Consider the following 17,871-nt stretch of genomic DNA (forward strand, 5'->3'; position numbering starts at 1 on the left):
CCGCGGCACGGCCGGGCAGCGACCTGCCGATAACCTGCCGATCCGGCCTCACGGTCACCCGCGCGTCGGGTCCACCTCGTGATCGTGGCGTGCCGCCTGCGGCGACTCCGGTGTCCCTGGTGCCTCCGGCTGGGTCCCGTTCGCCGGCGAACCCGGCAGGGACTCCGCGGGTGCCGCGGAGTCCGGTGACCGCGCCGGCTCCACCTCGCCTGCCGAGTGCCGACCGGTCACGCGGTTCCGGCCACCACGGGCCCGCCGGTCGCCGTACGTGGGCCTGCCGGACAGCCTGCGCCCCAGGTTGTGGCTGGGTCGCTCGACAAGCCGGTGCGAGACCTCGACCGCGGCGAACGTCACCAGCACGCCCACCAGGAAGACCAGCCATACCGGCATGGTCCCGTGCAGGGTGTGCATCACCGATATCGCGACGACCCCGTGGATCAGGTACAGCGAGTAGACACGCTCGGAGCCCTCGGCCCAGAACCGGCGTTGCCGTAGGTGCCTCTCGAACCCGAGCCCGACCAGGAACGCCAGAACCGCGATGGCGACCGGCTCGGTACGGAGGCCGTAGTTCATGTGCATGTTCCCGACAGGGTCCGCCCATACGTACAGGACCCACGACACACCGAGATAGGCGAGCGCGCCCCAGGCCGGGATCTTCCGGGTCCACCCGGCCCAGATGACCTGCCCCATGATCGGCACCAGCACGTAGGCCATCTGCGAGGCGAAGTACACGTAGCCTTCCCCGAGTTGGTTGTGCAGCAGGACGGCTATGAACACCAGCTCGAGCTGCACCGCGATCGCCAACCAGAGCCACCGTCGCAACACGGGAAGCACGAGCACCAGAGTCGCGTAGAAGAGGATCTCGATCGCGAGCGACCAGGCGACGGCGACCAGCGGCTCGTACGGTGCTGTCGAGAAGTTGACGAGCGCGATATTGCGCAGAACCGTTCCCACGGTGACGTCGGGAACCGATCCGGTCAGCATGACGCGGATGCCGAACGCGGTCAGTGCCGCACTCAGCAGGACCGTGACGACGATGAGCGGGTAGAGGCGGAAGACGCGATTCAAGACGAACCGGGCCCCACCCATCTTCAGCACGATCGGAGTAACCACGAACCCACTGGCCAGGAAGAAGAACCCCAGGCCCGCGGCGGCGAAGTCGTATTCCTCGAAGCCGAACGGCTCCGCGAACGTGCTTTGCAGGGCCCGGTCGAGCAACGTCGAACCGTACACCTCGCGAACATAGAAACCGTCCACGTGCACGTAGAAGATCAGCAATGCCGCGATGGTCCGGCCGATGTCGATGAACGCGATGCGCCCCCTGGCGTCAGGTAACGGCCCACTCAATTCCCGATCCCCCCACGAGTCATCGTGCCGCTCACGCCGTGCCCTCCCTCGCCAGGTGACCACCGGCCCCGCACCCGGCACGCCCGTCGCCGGTGCGTCGTACACGTGCGACGCGGGCGCGGCGACCATGCCGGTGACGGAGGGTCGTCGCGAGCCTTCGAGTCCAGATCGGCGATGATACCGGCGGGCGGAGGGACGGCTCGCGCGGTACCCGGCGACCATCCGGGCAGGCAGCACCGTCGTGTGCGACGGCCACCCCGGCAGGCAGTACCGGCCCCACCGGCCCGGCGACCGTTACGGCTACGTGATCGCCGTGCTTCATCACCCCAGGCAGACTGGGGCTTCCCGCTGGTGTGCCCCGGAGGCACACAGGGACCACACCGGGGGTCACGTATGTCGGGAACGCCGATAACATACACGAAAGTCCTAGTCCGCGCAGGAGGGTAGATACCCGACGTGCTACCAGCTGGTACTCCGCGACACGACCGGGGAGCGTACGGTGCACAATGTGCTGGGCCCGCTCATGACGCCGTGCGTGGGGGCCGACCGCATGACCCCCTGCCGAGCCGCGCCATGAGCAATGGCGACAGCTCGCGCCGCGGCACCGGCGCGGAGCATCGCCGCGGACTACGTATCCCGAAGGGGGGTGCCAGGGCGTGACCTGGCAGGAGGAGCTGCGCAAACTCGACGAGGACTACTCGTCGGGCAAACTCTCGGCTGACGACTACACCAAGCGGCGCGAGCAGGTCCTGTATTCCGCGGTCACACGCGGCACCGGGGAGCAGCAGACCGCGCAGTCCCAGACCGCGGCGCAGCCCCCGGAGGACGACCACGCGAGCGCGGGGCAGCAGGCCGGGGTGAACCCGTCCGGCACCGACCAGGCTCAGGCAGGCCCCGACGCGCCGTCCGACGCGACCCAGGTGTTCCAGGCCCCTGCGTCATCCCCGCACGGCACACCCCAGCAGCAGGGGCAGACGCCGCAGCCGGACAAGGAAGCCTCGCAGGAGGCGACCCGAGCGGTACCGCCCCCGGACAGCAGCGCCGAGCGCACCCAGTTCGTCTCGCAGGGGCAGCTGCAGCAACCGCCCTCACCGCCCGGCGGCTTCGCCCAGCCGCACGCCCAGCAGCAGCCGTACGCACCACAGCAACCGCCGTGGAACGCTCCGGACGACGACTCCAGCCCGCCATGGGGTGGCTCGGAGTTCCCACCCGTAGCACCCTCCTCGGACGCCGACTGGGTCAGGCAAGGGCCCGAGCTGTTCCAGGGGTCGGGCAAGGGCAACGGTAAGAGCCACGCAGGCACGGTCCTCGCAGGCGCCCTGGCACTGCTCGTACTCGCCGGCATCGGGATCGGCGCGTTCTTCCTCCTCGGTAACGGCGGCGACGAGGAGGGTCCGGCCGGAACCGCCGACCCGGAACCGCCCGCAGAGGAGCCACCCGAGGAACCGGAGAAGCTCGCCCTGCCCGAGCTGGCGGGTTCCGCGGAGGATCACTCCCATATCGAAGGCTTCGGCGACCTCCCCGAGCTGAACTACCTGCTCGACGACGAGCTCGAGATCTACGAGGAAGCGGGCGCGCGCGACGTCAGGTTCAACGTCCAGCACCTCCCGAGCGACAGTACGGCGATCGTGCTGCTCGTGGAGTCCGCCGGCGAGGAGGACGCGGCCGAAGCGGCCGAGGCCCTGCGCGAGATCCAGGTCGGCAACGGCGCCGAGGAGGTGGACGACCAGCCGGAAGGCATCCTGACCACCGAGTACGGCGATGACGACAAGAACCAGATCCGTGCCCACTATGCCAGCGAGGACGTCATCGTGCGGCTGGAGGTCGTGACCACGGAAGGCGCGTCCACCGCACGCGACGACTACGAGGACACGCTGGACGCGGCCCTGGAAGCCATGCCCGCCGATGCCTGAACCGCTGGACCACTCACCCGGGGTCACGGCATGCACCGTTGTGGCCCGGAACTACCTTCCCGCGGCACGGGTTCTCGCGCGCTCCTACCTCGCGCACCACCCCGGACACGAGTTCGTCATCGCCGTCATCGACCGGTTCGCGCCCCACGACCCGGCCGCGGGTGAGCGCAGCGCGGACGGCTACCGGGTAGTCGGGCCCGAACACCTCGGCATCGGCGAGCAGGACTACCTGAGGATGGCCACGGCCTACTCGGTGACCGAGCTCGCCACGGCAGTGAAGCCGTTCTTCCTTCGCGAGCTGCGCGCCACGTGCCGCGCGGCCGATGTGGTGATCTACCTCGACCCGGACATCGAGGTGTACGCGCCGATGCCGGAGGTCGCCCGGCTCGCCGCCGGGCACCGGCTGGTGCTCACGCCGCACTTCGTCAACCCGCTGCCCAGGGACGGTAAGGAACCGGACGAGACCGTCATCATGGGTACGGGCGTGTTCAACCTCGGCTTCATCGCGACCGGACACGGCTCGGAGGACTTCCTCGACTTCTGGGCCGAGCGGCTGCGGCACGACGCCATCGTCGCTCCCGAGCGCCAGCTGTTCACCGACCAGCGCTGGGTGGACCAGGTACCCGCCCTGTTCACACACACCGTGCTCCGCGACCCCGGATACAACGTCGCGTACTGGAACCTGCACGAACGCCCGCTGACGCGTTCCCGGGAGGAGGGCATCACAGCGGGTGGAAGCCCGCTGCGGTTCTTCCACTTCAGCGGGTACCGGCCGGATCGTCCGTGGCAACTGTCCGCTCACTGCGCGCGCAGGCCACGGGTCCTGCTCTCCGAACACCCGGTGGTGCGGGAACTGTGCGACGGCTACGCTCGGGCGCTGCGCCGGGCCGGGTACGCGGCGAGCGGCGAAGACGTCCCGTACGGCTTCGCGGAGTTCGCCGATGGTAGCCCGATCACCCCGGAAGTGCGCAGGCTCTTCCGCACGGGCTGGATCGCGGCGGACCGCACCGGTGAGAAGCCCCCACCGCACGCCTTCGACAACGACTCCGGCTCCGCGCTACGTCACTGGCTGACCTCACCGGAGGACAACGCGCAAGCCGCCGCGGGCACACACCGGCTCGCGCTGTCCGTCTGGCGGTCCAGAACCGATCTTCAGCTGGCCTTCCCGCATCCGAACGGGCAGGACGCGGAGGCGTTCCGTTCCTGGTGCGCCACGTCCGGGGTCGCCGAGAACGCGCTGCCCGAGTGGGCCACGCCGGGTGAACCGCGGAATCTCGCCGCGCCCGAGGACACGTTCGGGGTGAACATCGCCGGATACCTCACGGCGGAGCTCGGCCTCGGCGAGATGGGCCGGATCGTGCACGACGCCATCAGCGCGGCGGGGGTCGAGTCCGTCTCCGTCGTCGAGGAGCGCGCCCTGTCGAACCGGACGCGGGCGACGCACACCGGCACGGTCGACCACCCACGCTTCCCGGTCAGCCTGCTCGCGGTGAACGCGGACCAGACTCCGGTGCTGCTGAGCAACTACCCCGAGCTCGAGCACGACCGCTACACCATCGGCCTCTGGGCATGGGAGCTCGAGGATTTCCCTGCCTGGCAACACTCCGCCTTCGAACGGGTCGACGAGGTCTGGACGATCAGCCGGTTCTGCGCGGACGCGATCGCGGCGCACTCACCCGTGCCGGTCAGGACGATTCCCGTCCCGGTGCGCGACCCTGGCACACCGGCCAGGAAGGAACGGGATCCTGGCGAGCCGACCACGTTCCTGTTCACGTTCGACTTCAACAGCGTCGGAGAGCGGAAGAACCCCTGGGGCGTCGTCTCGGCGTTCGGCCGCGCCTTCCGGGACCGCGATGACGTGCGCCTGGTCATCAAGGCGATCAACGGGGACATCAACCCGCACAGCGCCGAACGGCTTCGCGTCCTGACCGCCGAGGATCACCGGATCGACCTGATCGAGCGCTACCTCAGCAGGGCCGAGATGGACGAGCTGTACCGCGACAGCGACTGCTATGTCTCGCTGCACCGCAGTGAAGGGTTCGGGCTCACGCTCGCCGAGTCGATGGCACACGGCCTGCCGGTGATCTCGACCGACTACTCGGGAACGTCCGAGTTCGTCGACGAGAGCTCGGGATGGTTGGTCCCGTACCGCCTGGTGCGTGTCGGGGAGGGGAACTTTCCCTACCATGCCGATGCCCTCTGGGCCGAACCCGATCTCGACACCGCGGCGGCGGCGATGCGCGCGGTCGCGGACGACCCCGCCGCGGCACGGGAGAAGGGGCAGGTCGCCCGCGAGCACATCCTGCGTTCCCGCCCGCCGGCCGCCGCCGCGGAGTGGCTGCGCACCGAGCTCGAACGCGCGTACCGGACGTGGCGCGAGCGGAAGCGCAGCACGGCACCCACCGCGCCGACCGACCCGCTCCACCCGCTCCGTGCTGGCAAGGCAGCGCTGCACTGGCGTCCGGACACATCGGCCCCGTCCCGCACTCCGCTGGCACCGGCCATGCGCAAGGCCGTCATCCGCGCGATCGACCACTACGATGTGCACCAGCGAACCGTGATGTCCGCACTCGTCGACGGCGTCGAGAACACCGCCTCGGAGCTGCTGGCCAGGATCGAAGTCATCGAGGCCGACCAGACCCGGACCGGCGACCTCACGGCCCTCGTCCGTGACGAGGTCGCCCGGGCGATGCGGCCGGAGCTGCAGGACTCCGCGCGCACCCGTGCCGAGCTGGGCGAGCTCCATCGTGCCGTGGACGAATGGCGCCCGCACACCGAACGCGCGCTCGCCGACCTCCGGTCGGACCTCGCGGAGCTGCGCTCCACACTGGACCGGCTTCCGGAGAGCCCGGCGATCACCGGCCTCGCTGCCCGGCTGGAAGACCACGAGCGGCTCACCCACCGGATGTTCCAGGAGCGCGACACCCGCTCGGACCAGGAAGAACGCACGCTCGCGCGGGTCGAGCAGGACGTCACCGCCGTACACGATGCCGTCAGATCGGTACACGCGCCCGTACCGGACGGCGCCGACGTCGTGGTGTGCGACGCCGGTGCACTGCTGCTACCCCGTGACGAGGTGATGTGGGAATGGATCACGCACCACCGCAGTTGGGAAGTCCGCGAAGCCGAGCTGATGGCTCGGCTCATCCAGGAACGTCCCGGCGCCTTCCTGGACATCGGCGCGCATGTCGGGTATCACACGCTCAAGCTCCTGCAGAGTTGCTCCGACGCGGTCGGCGTCATCGCCGTCGAGGCGGACCGGGACAACTTCGCGTTGCTGAGGCGCAACATCGCGGTCAACCTCCCCGATGCGACAGCCGCACGGGTACAGGCGCTGCACCTCGCCGCATGGGACGCCGACGGGGAGGTCGAGCTGGTACGTGGGGCGGAAGCCAACAGCGGTGACCACCGGGTTCACCCACCCGACCAGGAGCCCGGCGGCCGGGAGCGGCCGCACGTACCCGCCGCGCGGCTCGACGGCAGGCAGGATGTGCACGGCGCGCCGGTCAGCCTGGTCAAGCTCGACCTGCAAGGCCGGGACCACCGCGCGATCGCCGGGCTGTCCGGCATCGTGCGCCGGGACCGCCCGGACATCGTGTGCGAGTTCAGTCCCGAAGCGATCATCGAGCTCGGCGACGACCCGTCCACTGTACTCACCGGGTACCGCGACCTCGGGTACACGCCGCTCGTGGTCAGCGAAGCCGGGCCGGTCGCGGTCGACTCGAGCGACGAGGAGCTGGTCCGGACCGCGCGGACGGCGACCACCGGATTCCACACCCTGTGGTTGAGACCGAGCTGATACCGGCGATGGGGTGACGGTGCAGGTATCGGGGGACAGGCTCGGCACGATGCGGACGGTGCTGGCGTACGTTCTCGTGCTCGTCGCGATCGTCGTGCTCGGGCTGGGTTCGTGGTGCGTATCCGGGCGGCATCTACCGCTCGCGGGCAGCGCCGGCACGCAGTCCTCCGGGGAGGCGGGACGCTACCCGTCCGACCCGCTCGCGGTGGCCGAGATCGGCGGCGCCCAGGAGAACCTCGAACGCGTACGAACGGTCGAGGACCTGCACGGGGTCGGCATGCTCACCGACGAGGAAGAGCGCGAGTACGCGCGCGCGGGCGCCGAGCGAGTGAGGCTGGTCGTGGCGAACTTCGACCAGGGCAAGGCGACCGTTCTGCTCGCGAGGATGCCCGACGCGGCACGAGCGGGCGCGGGCGCGCACGCGCTCGGGGAGCTGCAACGCGGCTACGGTTTCGACGTACCCGTCGACGCCGGGGCCGAGGTGATGGCAGGCGTACTGCCGGAGTCGGCGGAAGCCCGGCCGGGCGGTCGCGCGCACTACGCCAGCGGGAACGCGCTCGTGCGGGTGGGCTTCCGCGGTGATGACAGCGCGGCCACCCGGGAGAAGTTCGTCGAGGTGCTGACGGCCCAGATGGAGGTGCTGCCGCCCCATGACCGGTGACGTAGCAGCACGCCGGTCCGGCACGGCCGTTTCCGGTTCACCCGTCACGGTGCCGGGAGTCCGGCTGACGCTGGCGCTCGGGATCGTGCTGGTCGGTTACAGCTATCTCGTCGCGCTCTGGCCGTCCCGGTACCAGGTGACGCCCCGGCCGGTCGTGCTGGCTCGTGAATGGCTGAACTTCCCGCTCGGCATCGGCGAGGACTTCGGCATGCTCGGCGTCGCGCTACTACTGCTGTCGCTGGGCTACACGGCCGCCGACGCGGTTTCGCGGCTCGGCACACGACGCGCGTGTGCCACGCTGCTCGTGCGCGGCTACCTTCCCTTCGCGTTCGCCGCGACGTTGAGCTGGCTGTTGCTCCTGGCCGGTGCGCGGCCGTTCACGGACGGTGCGCCGGGGCAGCTGTCGATCAGCGCGTACCTGAGCAACCTGGCACTGGTCGACGGCCTGCTCGGCGAGCAGACGCTGTTCGGGCTCGGCTGGGTCATCGTGGTCGGGACCCTGTTCTGCCTGCTGGTTCTGGCCACGGCGGCGTTGTTGACCCGGGTTCCGCTGGCGGCCACCGCGGTCCAGCTCGCGGTGGCCGTCACCGCGGTCGTCGCCGGCGGGACGGCAGGGGGCTGGGTCGCCGAGCTGGGGCAGCTGTCCGTCTACCTGTCGTTCCCACTGCTCGGCGAGCTGATCTGGACCGTCCGCGAACGCGGCGTACCGGGATGGGCCGCCGCCCCGGCCGGCCTCGGCTGCCTCGCCGTCGTCATCGCGGGCGAACGCATCTACCCGGAGCTCGCCGGCTGGCTGTACGCGCTGACCACGGTGTACGCGGTCCTGATCCTGCTGCTGTCCCTGGCGAGGGGAGCCGGGCCGGGACGTTCCACGATCGTCGGCTGGGCCGCGGACCGTACATACCCTCTCTTCCTGCTGATCGGTGTGGTCGGGTACCCGATCCTGTTCGCCTTCGACGATGTCGCCTTCGCGGTGGCACTTCCGCTGGCGGTCGCGGGAACCGTGGCGGCGGCCGAAGGACTGTTCCGGTTGATGACGGCGGTGCGAACATGAACGGTGCCGATCGAGGCCGGATGTACGGTCTGGACCTGCTGCGCGTCCTCGCGTCCCTCATGGTGGTCTACACGCACACCGCGAACTGGTTCGCTACCCGCGGCCACGACTGGTGGTTGTCGACAGGAGTGGACCGGTACGTTACCGCACCGCTGAACCTCAACCCTCGGCTGTCGTTCGTCGGTGTCGCCGCGTTCTTCCTGATCAGCGGGCTCGTCATCACGCATGTCGCGGGCAGGGAGTCCGGTCCGCTGTTCCTCCGCCGCAGGGCGAGCCGGATCCTGCCGCTGCTGTTCGCGACGACGTTCGCCGCATGGTGCTTGATCAACCTCGGCCTGTACGTCCCGGAGAGTGGGCAGGACAGCGTGAACCTCGCCGACCTGATCCTCGCCGCCACCCTGTTCGGATTCTTCACCACACCCGAGGTCGTTCTGCTCGGCCTGGCATGGACACTGCTGATCCAGGTGGTCTTCTATCTCTACATCGGAGTCACCGCCCCGCTGCTGCGTACGCATCCATGGATGCCGTTCGCGATCGCAGCGGCCATCACGACGGCAGGGTTGTCCCTGGGGACCGGTTCGGGAGACGTCGCGATCCACCGGCTCGGGCTGATCGCCGCGTACCTGCCGGTACTCTGCATCGGGGCGCTGATCGGGCTCGTTCACCAGGGAAAGGTGCGTCCGGTGGCGGGAACCGCGCTCGGCACGGTGCACTTCATGCTCTTCGTCTGGGCCGACCGCATCGGCGAACACCTGCACACCGGCGACGCGCACCCGAGGCTGGTCGCGCTGATGATCATTCTCGTCGTGCTCGTGCTCGGCGTCCACGACCGGCTGAGCACCTCACCCGTGATCAAGGCCTGGGCACGGCGTACCTACACGACCTACTTACTCCACCCGTTGTGCCTGTACCCGGTACTCGACCAGCTGGTTCCCGTGATCGGCGCCGAAGCCGCGCTCGCCGTCGCGTTGGTCGTGCTCGTCGCGGTCGTCGAAGCGGCGCACAGGTGGTTCGAGATGCCCATCGACCGGTGGGTGCGTGCACGGGAGAAGCCGCGCGCGCCCGTTCCGGCGGACGCCGGTTCCGGCCCCGGACCGACCGGCTAGTCCGGCTGCGGCCGGCGACACACCTCGGGCCCGGCCGCGAGGTCCATCGGCCGGGCCCGAGTTCTGAAGGTGCCGAGTCGTCAGCCCGTCACGGGCAGCTTCGTCTCGGTCGGGACCGGCTGGGTAGCCGTCGTCCGCTCGGTGTTCTCCGGCTTCCCGGAGTCCTCGGGATCCGGCTTACTCGGGTCCAGCGGCTTCTCCGGGTCGACCACATCCTCCGGCTCATCGGGCTCGTCGGACTCGTCCTCGTCGTCCGAATCGTCCTGCTCGGCCGGCCCACCGCACGCGACACCGCCGATGGCGAACACGTAGTTCATCTCGGAGTCGTAGACGGCCAGCCCGTTGGCGGCGTCGACGCCCTCGGCGACCTGGCCCTGCTCGTGGAAGACGACCCCGTACTCCGGCTCCAGATCGGTGAAGTACTTCAGCTCACCCGGAGCAGGAAGCTCGACGTCCGCACCATTGATCGTCAAGCTGTCTGCCGTCGCTGTGCTGTCCGGACCGGCGCACTCGACCTTGAGGTTCGTCACCGAGATGGAGCCGGACTCACCGAAGTCGTACTCGGCATAGCTCACCTCGGAAGCGGCCTCGTTCTCGCCTGCCATGACGCCTTCGACGTGAACCTCGCCGCTGTCGCCCAGCGGGATCTCCTCAGCACCCGCCGAGTCCTTGCCGCCATCAGTGGAGATGGCGAACGGACTCGGCTCATCGATGCCGGAAAGCGCCGCGTGCACGCCGAAAGCCAGCGAGGTCCCCCTGTCCACGGCAGCTGACCCCGTCGCAGCGCCGACGACGAGCGCCGCCACGGCGACCGAAGCGCCCAACGCGCTGCCACCCGCGATCGTTCGTTTCCTCATTGATGCTGATCCTCTCGTGGTCATCGCTGATCCTCGAAGACGAACGTCCCCGTTTCGCACTTCGATGAAGTGCCCTCGCGATACCCCCAGATAGCCGTGAAAGCGTGTATTACACCCCAGGGTTCGCAAGCACGAGCGCACACTAACAGAACGGATGTATACACGTATTTTCCCACCCCATCAGGCGACGATCCCGACAGAATGGGTTACGAACCGCAACAACCGGGAGCGGAGATGACATGCCGCAGAGCCGCTGCCGCGACTGGTTCTCACGAGACTTCCGCAGCGCACGGGATCGTAACGCCGAATCCGGATGAGGAGGCGGCCGGTACAGCGCAACTCATTCGATCGGGTTGTCTGCGAGCGTCTTCGTGACGGTATCGATGATGTCGGGATCGACGATCGCGTGATCGTCCGGGACCAGTGTGCGTTCGGCGATCTGCACGGCGACGATCTCCTTGTCCACCAGCATGTCGGCGACGGCCTGCCCGCCGTCCTCGCGCAGGTTGTCGTGATGGAGCACGGTCAGGTCCGCGAACGAGGCCGCCAGATAGGGCAGGGCACGGATGGTGAAGGAGTCGCCGAGCAGCATCGCGGGCCGGTCGACCATTCCCGGCACGGCCGTGGAACCGATGTCGAGCGGCGTGCGGAAATCCTCGCCGACCTCGCGGGTACGGTCACCCTCGCCGTCCGGTTCGAGACGATAGCTGCGACCTTCCACCTCGCCACTGCGACCGATCATCGGAGGCAGGTCGGCCGGTCCGCTCCAGCCACCGTCGACCCCGATCTCCCATTGCCTGCTGATGCCCGGTTCGACGGCCTCGGCCAACGCCCGCGCCATCGCCACACCCCCTTCGTCGCCCCAGTGCGAGTCCAGACGCGGGTAAACCGGTACGCCGAGAACCTCTCCCCACCGTTCGAGTTCCGCGCGCAGGTCGAGAAGGTAGTCCTCGGCCTCGATCCGGCGCCAGAACTCCTGGTTCACGTCGGTGACACAGTCCCGCTCCGCGTAGGAATCCGGCAGGTGGTCGGGCACGACGGTGAGCTTGTCCGGGGCGACGACGAGCGCGAAGTCACGGCCGCTGGCCTCGACCCCGTCGCGGAGCCGGCGCAACCGCGCACGCATCTCGTCGAAATCGTGCTGCTCATCGCACCTGCTGTCGATCTCGAGTCCCAGGTAGAGCCAACCGTCCGTGCCTTCCACCACCCGGGGCGCGGCATGACCACCGGTCTCGTTCCCGGCCGCGTCCTCACCGGCCGCGTCCTCGTCCGGCCGCTGGTCGCCGGGCAGCGGCACGCCCTCGGATCCGTCGCCGAGCGGGGGTGGCTCTCCGAACAGCCCCCTGCTGACCGTATCGGCCACCGTGATGGCCCCGTCCCGGAACGGCAGGTGGTCGACCGCCCACGGCGCCATACCGGTGAAGAATCCCCAGCCGGCCGACGGGCTCGGGAACGGGGTCAGCTCCCGGTTCTCGATCTCGGCGGCACGGGCGCCGAGCCCGTAGGTCACGACCGGGGCGGCGAAGAACACGGCGGCACAGACAAGGGCCAGCCACTGCCTGGTCGCGTGCCGTGGCCGGTACAGCACGTGCTGGCGCGGCAGCCAGGACTCGTGCACCGGTGGCAGCGTCCGCTGCGCCCCCCTGTTCATCGGTGTCCAGCGTAGCGCGGGGCCGCGCAGTGCGGGCGGGGGTCGGCACACAACGCCCTGCCGGCACCCCTCGCGAGCCGCACCCGCACGGTTCGCTGGGCAGCACGGCCCCACGCGCTACCGTGTTCGCACCCGATCGCGGAATTTGGAGGAGGTCCGATGCCTGGTCGCACGAAGTACCTGCTGGACGAGACCGACATGCCGACCCAGTGGTACAACATCGCCCCGGATCTGCCGGAGCCTCCGCCGCCCCCGTTGCACCCGGGGACCGGTGAGCCTGCCGGCCCGGACGACCTGGCGCCACTGTTCCCGCAGGAGCTCATCGCCCAGGAGGTCAGCGACCAGAGCTACGTCGACATCCCGGGTGCGGTGCTCGACGTGTACCGGCTGTGGCGCCCCTCCCCGCTGTTCCGTGCCCGCAGGCTGGAGAAGGCGCTCGGCACGCCTGCCCGGATCTACTACAAGTACGAGGGGGTCAGCCCCGTCGGGTCGCACAAACCCAACACGGCTGTCCCGCAGGCGTACTACAACGCCGCAGAGGGCATCACGCGGCTCACCACCGAGACCGGCGCCGGGCAGTGGGGCAGCGCGCTCGCCTTCGCCTGCGCCACCTACGGGCTGGACTGCGAGGTGTGGCAGGTACGGGCGTCCTACGACCAGAAGCCCTACCGCAAGCTGATGATGGAGACCTACGGCGCGACTCTGCACCCCAGCCCCTCCGAGCTGACCGGGGCGGGGCGCGCCGTACTCGCCGAACATCCCGACTCCACGGGCAGTCTCGGGATCGCGATCAGCGAGGCGGTGGAGATGGCAGCCGCCGACCAGGGCGCCCGGTACGCGCTCGGCAGCGTGCTCAACCACGTACTGATGCACCAGACGGTGATCGGGGAGGAGGCGCTGCGGCAGTTCGAGCTCGCCGAGGACACCCCGGATGTGCTCATCGGCTGCACCGGAGGCGGCTCGAACTTCGGCGGGCTGGCGTTCCCGTTCCTGCGCGAGAAGCTGGCCGGGCGGTCCGGAGTCGACATCCGCGCCGTCGAGCCCGCGGCCTGCCCGACATTGACCAGGGGGACCTACGCCTACGACTTCGGCGACACAGCGGGACTCACGCCGCTGCTCAAGATGCACACCCTTGGTCACGAGTTCATCCCGGACCCGATCCACGCCGGGGGCCTGCGCTACCACGGCATGGCCCCGCTGCTCTCGCACATCTACGAGCTCGGGTTGATCGGCGCGCAAGCGATCGGGCAGCGGGAATGCTTCGCGGCGGGGGTGCAGTTCGCCCGGACCGAGGGGGTCATCCCCGCTCCGGAACCCACCCATGCGCTGGCCGCCTCCATCCAGGAGGCCCTGCGCTGCAAGGAGACCGGCGAGTCCAAGGCCATTCTCACCGCGCTGTGCGGGCACGCGCACCTGGACCTACCTGCCTACGGTGCCTACCTGTCCGGCGCGATGACCGACAACGAGCTGTCCGAGTCCGACCTCGAACAGTCGCTGGCCGGGCTCCCTGCCGGCGGCTGACGGGATCCGCTCGCGTGGGCCCCGCGCGGCCCTCTCCCGTGCGGGGTCCACGGTGGCGGCGTCCGCCGCTTCGTGGTTTCCGGTTATGCCGTCCGGCTACGCGACCTCGAGCTTGGCAGCGGCGCGCAGTGTCGCGGGCGAGACCCGCGACAGCAGGTATGTCACCTTCGCCTCCGGGGTCACCGGCACGACCGGCTTGCCACGCTCCACAGCGCGCACGATCTCGGTGGCGACCCGCCGCGGTGTGAAGTTCCGCCGCGCGTACAGGCCGGTGGCACGGTCGCGCTTGCGCCCCTGCTCCGCCTCGCCGGCTCCGGCGAACGTAGCTGTACGGGTGATGTTGGTGCTGACGACGCCGGGGCAGATGGTGGACACCCCGATCGCGTGCCCGTCCAGCTCGCCGCGCAGGCAGTCGGAAAGCATGTACACGGCGGCCTTGCTGGTCGCGTAGGCGGGCAAATCCCTCGTCGGCAGGTAGGCGGCCATCGATGCGACGTTGACGATGTAGCCGCCCTCGCCACGCTCGACCATCCGTTCGCCGAACGCCCGGCAGCCGTGGATCACGCCCCACAGGTTCACATCGAGTACGCGGTGCCAGTCCTTCGTGGTGGTCTCCAGGAACGGGCCGCCGTGCCCGATACCGGCGTTGTTCACCACGATGTCGGGCACCCCGTGCCGCGCTGTCACTTCCGCCGCGAAGTCCCGCACCGCGCTCTCGTCCGTCACGTCGAGGCCGTAGCCGTAACCGCGGGAGCCGAGCACCCCGACCAGCTCGGCCGTGCGCCGCGCGGCCCCCTCGTCGATATCGGAGGCGACGACCTCGGCGCCGGCCTCGGCGAAGGACAGTGCGGTTTCCCTGCCGATGCCGCTACCCGCACCGGTCACCACGACGAGGTGGTCGGCGAACCGCGCCCGGCGTACACCGACCTGGGAGCGCCGTAAGGTCCTGGACGCGGGCTCGCCGCCGATGTGCCTGATGAACTCCGTGGCCATCCGCGCGATCGCCGCGGGATGCGTCAGCGGGACCCAGTGCCCGGCCTGCACCGTGCGCCGCCACAGCCGGGGCGCCCAGCGTTCGACGCCTTCGGTGAGCGCCTCGGTGACGTAGTGGTCCCCGGACGGCTGGATGAGCTGCACGGGAAGCCCGGTCGCGCGCTCCCGTGCACCGCGACCGACCCGTCCCAGCATGTTCGCCCGGTACAGCGCGATGCCCCGGACCGCGTCCGAGCGCAGCGTCGGTGCCGGATGCCCGGCCGTCGGCGGAACCCCCTCCACCTTCTCCAGCACGCGTGCCCAGCGGCGCGCCAGCCACAGCCGCCACACGGCCGGTGCCAGTAGCGGTAGCTGGAAGATCAGGATGTACCAGGAGTGGAGTAGCTGACCCGCCAGCTTGCGCAGGTTCCCCGGGGTCGGGCGGGACAGCCGCTGCCGCACCTGGTGGCCCACGTGGTCGAGGCACGGTCCGGAGATCGAGGTGAACGAGGCGATGCGCCGTTCGGCACCGGGATCGGTGACCGCCTCCCAGGACTGGATCGATCCCCAGTCGTGCGCGACGACATGTACCGGTTCGTCCGGGCTCACCGCGTCGGCCACCGCGAACAGGTCGGCGGCCAGCAGGTCCAGCCGGTAGTCGCGAACCGCTCGCGGCGCCGAGGACTGCCCCGCGCCGCGCACGTCGTAGGTGACGACGTGGAACGACTCCGCCAGCAGCGCCGCCACCCCGTCCCACACCGAGTGCGTGTCCGGGTAGCCGTGCACCAGCAGTACCGTCTCGTTGCCCGGATCACCGTGCTCGTATACCGCGAGCCGGACACCGGCCGACTCGACGATCCGGTCCGCCTCCACACGGCCGGGGTCCCCTCTACTCATGCGGCCTCCATCGCCTGCCAGCGCCGCACGTGCGGCAGATCGTCGTCGAGCCAGTAGGCCGGGTTGGCGGGGTCTCCCGTGACCACGAGCAGCTCCTCGTACTTGATCCCGACATCGCGGAAACCGATGTGCGGCTCGACCGCCCACAACCCCGGCGTGGGTGCGTGTGCCGAGGCGTGCTTGTCCGCCCACAACGGCGACCGGCCGTGCAGCCGCTCGGAGATCAGCTCGCGTCCGAGTGTCTGCAGCGTCCGGATACCGAAACCGAACAGGGTGACACCCTTCGGGCCGATGGCGTGCTGCCGGGTGACCTGATGACCGATCACCCGGCCCGGGTAGACCTGGTGACGGTTGTCGAAACCGTGCCGCGCGATCAGGGCATCGACCTGCTTGTAGATCTCGTCGAGCGCGTGACCCTCCCGCACCAGCCGCAGGATGAGCTCGCGGTACTCACGCAGGTCGGCGCAGAGCCGGTCCCAGATCCGGTTCTCGCCGACCCTGCCCCCGTAGCCGATGTCGGCGGTGTAGCCGTCGATGATGGGCGCGCAGTCGAGCACGAACGGCATGCCCTCGCGCAGCACCCTGTTGCTGGGGAAGAACTGGAACGGCACCCGGAAGCCGCGAAACGCGGTGCGGTCGCCGAACCACGCGAACGGGACGTGGAAGAAGTCCTCGACGCCGCCTGCGATCAGTCTGCGGCGCAGTTCCGCTGCGGCCTGCCGCTCGGTGACACCGGGCTCCAGCCAGGCGGCGGTCTCTTCAGCACACCGGTACGCGAGCTGCTGCACCTCGCGAAACCGCTCGAGGTCACGCTCCGAGAAGTCCAGTTGCGTGCTCGGCATCGGCGCTCCGCTCATCAGGGGCTCATCGGGCTAACCACCAGTAACATACTGATAGTAGGTTAGCCCCGGAACACGTGTGATGTCGAGAAGTCCGCCACCGATGTGCGAGCCGAAGGTGGCCTCCGCTCCATAGAAGGAGCCGAACGTGACATTCGGCTCCCACCTGACGGGGTCAGAAGCGGGGGTGGTCGCCGCGCAGAACCGCGCGTTCGCTGTCGGAGTTCTCGGTGGGGCGGATGTCGCCGAGCACCCAGGCCGGGATGTGCCGTGCGGTGAGCACGGCGAGGGCGCGGTCGACATCCTCCGCGGCGATCACCGCGACCATCCCCACCCCCATGTTGAAGGTGCGTTCCATCTCCTCGGGATCGATGCGGCCACGCTGCGCGATCATCCCGAAGACCGGCTGCGGGGTCCAGCTGTCCCTCTCCAGGATGGCGACCAGGCCTTTCGGCATGACCCGTGCCAGGTTGGCTGCCAGGCCACCACCGGTGACGTGCGCGAACGTGCGCACGTTCGTCTCCGCGATCAGCGAAAGGCACTCCCGCGCGTACACCTTGGTCGGCTCGAGCAGCTCCTCGCCCAGCGTGCGGCCGAGCTCCTCGACATGGCCGTCCAGCGGCATGCGGGCGTCCTCCAGCAGCACCTTGCGTGCCAGCGAGTACCCGTTCGAGTGCAGGCCGGACGAGCCGAGCCCGATGGCGACGTCGCCGGGACGCACCCGATCCGGCCCGAGGACGTCCGCGGCCTCCACCACACCGACGCCGGTGGCCGAGATGTCGTAGTCGTCCTCGGCCATCATCCCGGGATGCTCGGCCGTCTCCCCGCCGAGCAACGCGCATCCCGCCTGCACGCATCCCTCGGAGATACCGGCGACGATGTCGGCCACCCTTCCGGGTACCACCTTGCCGACCGCGATGTAGTCCTGCAGGAACAGCGGTTCGGCACCCGTGACGACGAGGTCGTCGGCGACCATGGCGACGAGATCGATGCCGATCGTGTCGTGCTTGTCCATCGCCTTCGCGACCATGATCTTGGTACCCACCCCGTCCGTGGAGGAGGCCAGCACAGGCTCGGTCCACCGGTCGAGCTTGAGCGAGAACAGGCCGGCGAAACCGCCGACCCCGCCGTGCACCTCCGGTCGCGTGGCACGGGCCGCATGTGTCTTGATCAGTTCAACGGCGTCGTCACCGGCCTGGATGTCGACGCCTGCTGCTGCATACGTTGCCTTGTTCGGCGGGGTGGTCACGATGC

At 69.5% G+C, this 17,871-nt stretch carries 12 protein-coding genes; 6 read left to right on the forward strand and 6 right to left on the reverse strand.

Annotated features, from left to right (window positions below):
* Positions 1 to 54: 54 nt before the first annotated feature.
* Positions 55 to 1,347, reverse strand: a complete 1,293-nt coding sequence (locus H0B56_RS18315; protein WP_180894322.1) for an acyltransferase family protein — start codon at positions 1,345 to 1,347, stop codon at positions 55 to 57.
* Positions 1,348 to 2,003: 656 nt separating this feature from the next.
* On the opposite strand from H0B56_RS18315, the gene H0B56_RS18320 reads away from it, so the two are divergent.
* From H0B56_RS18320 to H0B56_RS18340, 5 genes are read left to right on the forward strand one after another with little or no spacing between them, the layout of a single operon-like run.
* A complete protein-coding gene (locus H0B56_RS18320; protein WP_180894323.1) occupies positions 2,004 to 3,260 on the forward strand; it encodes a hypothetical protein in 1,257 nt (418 codons plus the stop codon).
* Entirely contained in the window at positions 3,253 to 7,059 is a 3,807-nt protein-coding gene (locus tag H0B56_RS18325; RefSeq protein WP_180894324.1) for an FkbM family methyltransferase, read from the forward strand. The genes H0B56_RS18320 and H0B56_RS18325 overlap by 8 nt, the downstream gene beginning before the upstream one ends.
* Positions 7,060 to 7,072: 13 nt before the next feature.
* Complete coding sequence (locus tag H0B56_RS18330) at positions 7,073 to 7,720, forward strand: hypothetical protein (protein WP_180894325.1); 648 nt, start codon at positions 7,073 to 7,075, stop codon at positions 7,718 to 7,720.
* On the forward strand, positions 7,710 to 8,774 hold the full coding sequence (locus H0B56_RS18335) for a hypothetical protein (protein WP_180894326.1): 1,065 nt from the start codon (positions 7,710 to 7,712) through the stop codon (positions 8,772 to 8,774). Before H0B56_RS18330 ends, H0B56_RS18335 begins: the two co-directional genes overlap by 11 nt.
* Entirely contained in the window at positions 8,771 to 9,880 is a 1,110-nt protein-coding gene (locus H0B56_RS18340; protein ID WP_180894327.1) for an acyltransferase family protein, read from the forward strand. Before H0B56_RS18335 ends, H0B56_RS18340 begins: the two co-directional genes overlap by 4 nt.
* Positions 9,881 to 9,960: 80 nt before the next feature.
* On the opposite strand, the gene H0B56_RS18345 is transcribed toward H0B56_RS18340, so the two are convergent.
* A complete protein-coding gene (locus H0B56_RS18345; protein ID WP_180894328.1) occupies positions 9,961 to 10,737 on the reverse strand; it encodes a hypothetical protein in 777 nt (258 codons plus the stop codon).
* A gap of 340 nt (positions 10,738 to 11,077) precedes the next feature.
* The gene (locus tag H0B56_RS18350) at positions 11,078 to 12,388 is read right to left on the reverse strand and encodes an alginate O-acetyltransferase AlgX-related protein (RefSeq protein ID WP_180894329.1); all 1,311 of its coding nucleotides are present in this window, start codon (positions 12,386 to 12,388) and stop codon (positions 11,078 to 11,080) included.
* A 159-nt stretch (positions 12,389 to 12,547) separates the two neighbouring features.
* Between H0B56_RS18350 and H0B56_RS18355 the strand changes: the two genes are divergently transcribed.
* A complete protein-coding gene (locus tag H0B56_RS18355; protein ID WP_180894330.1) occupies positions 12,548 to 13,909 on the forward strand; it encodes a TrpB-like pyridoxal phosphate-dependent enzyme in 1,362 nt (453 codons plus the stop codon).
* A gap of 96 nt (positions 13,910 to 14,005) precedes the next feature.
* On the opposite strand, the gene H0B56_RS18360 is transcribed toward H0B56_RS18355, so the two are convergent.
* The 3 genes from H0B56_RS18360 to purM form a co-directional block, all read right to left on the reverse strand.
* Positions 14,006 to 15,778 carry an SDR family oxidoreductase gene (locus H0B56_RS18360; protein ID WP_180894331.1) on the reverse strand — a complete coding sequence of 591 codons (1,773 nt, stop codon included), beginning with the start codon at positions 15,776 to 15,778 and terminating at the stop codon, positions 14,006 to 14,008.
* Positions 15,775 to 16,635: a M24 family metallopeptidase gene (locus tag H0B56_RS18365; protein WP_180894332.1), complete on the reverse strand. Its 861-nt coding sequence runs from the start codon at positions 16,633 to 16,635 to the stop codon at positions 15,775 to 15,777. Before H0B56_RS18365 ends, H0B56_RS18360 begins: the two co-directional genes overlap by 4 nt.
* Before the next feature lie 157 nt (positions 16,636 to 16,792).
* On the reverse strand, positions 16,793 to 17,866 hold the full coding sequence (gene purM, locus H0B56_RS18370; protein ID WP_180894333.1) for a phosphoribosylformylglycinamidine cyclo-ligase: 1,074 nt from the start codon (positions 17,864 to 17,866) through the stop codon (positions 16,793 to 16,795).
* Between the last annotated feature and the right edge of the window lie 5 nt (positions 17,867 to 17,871).

Source organism: Haloechinothrix aidingensis, from assembly GCF_013450155.1.
Taxonomy (GTDB): Bacteria; Actinomycetota; Actinomycetes; order Mycobacteriales; family Pseudonocardiaceae; genus Haloechinothrix; species Haloechinothrix aidingensis.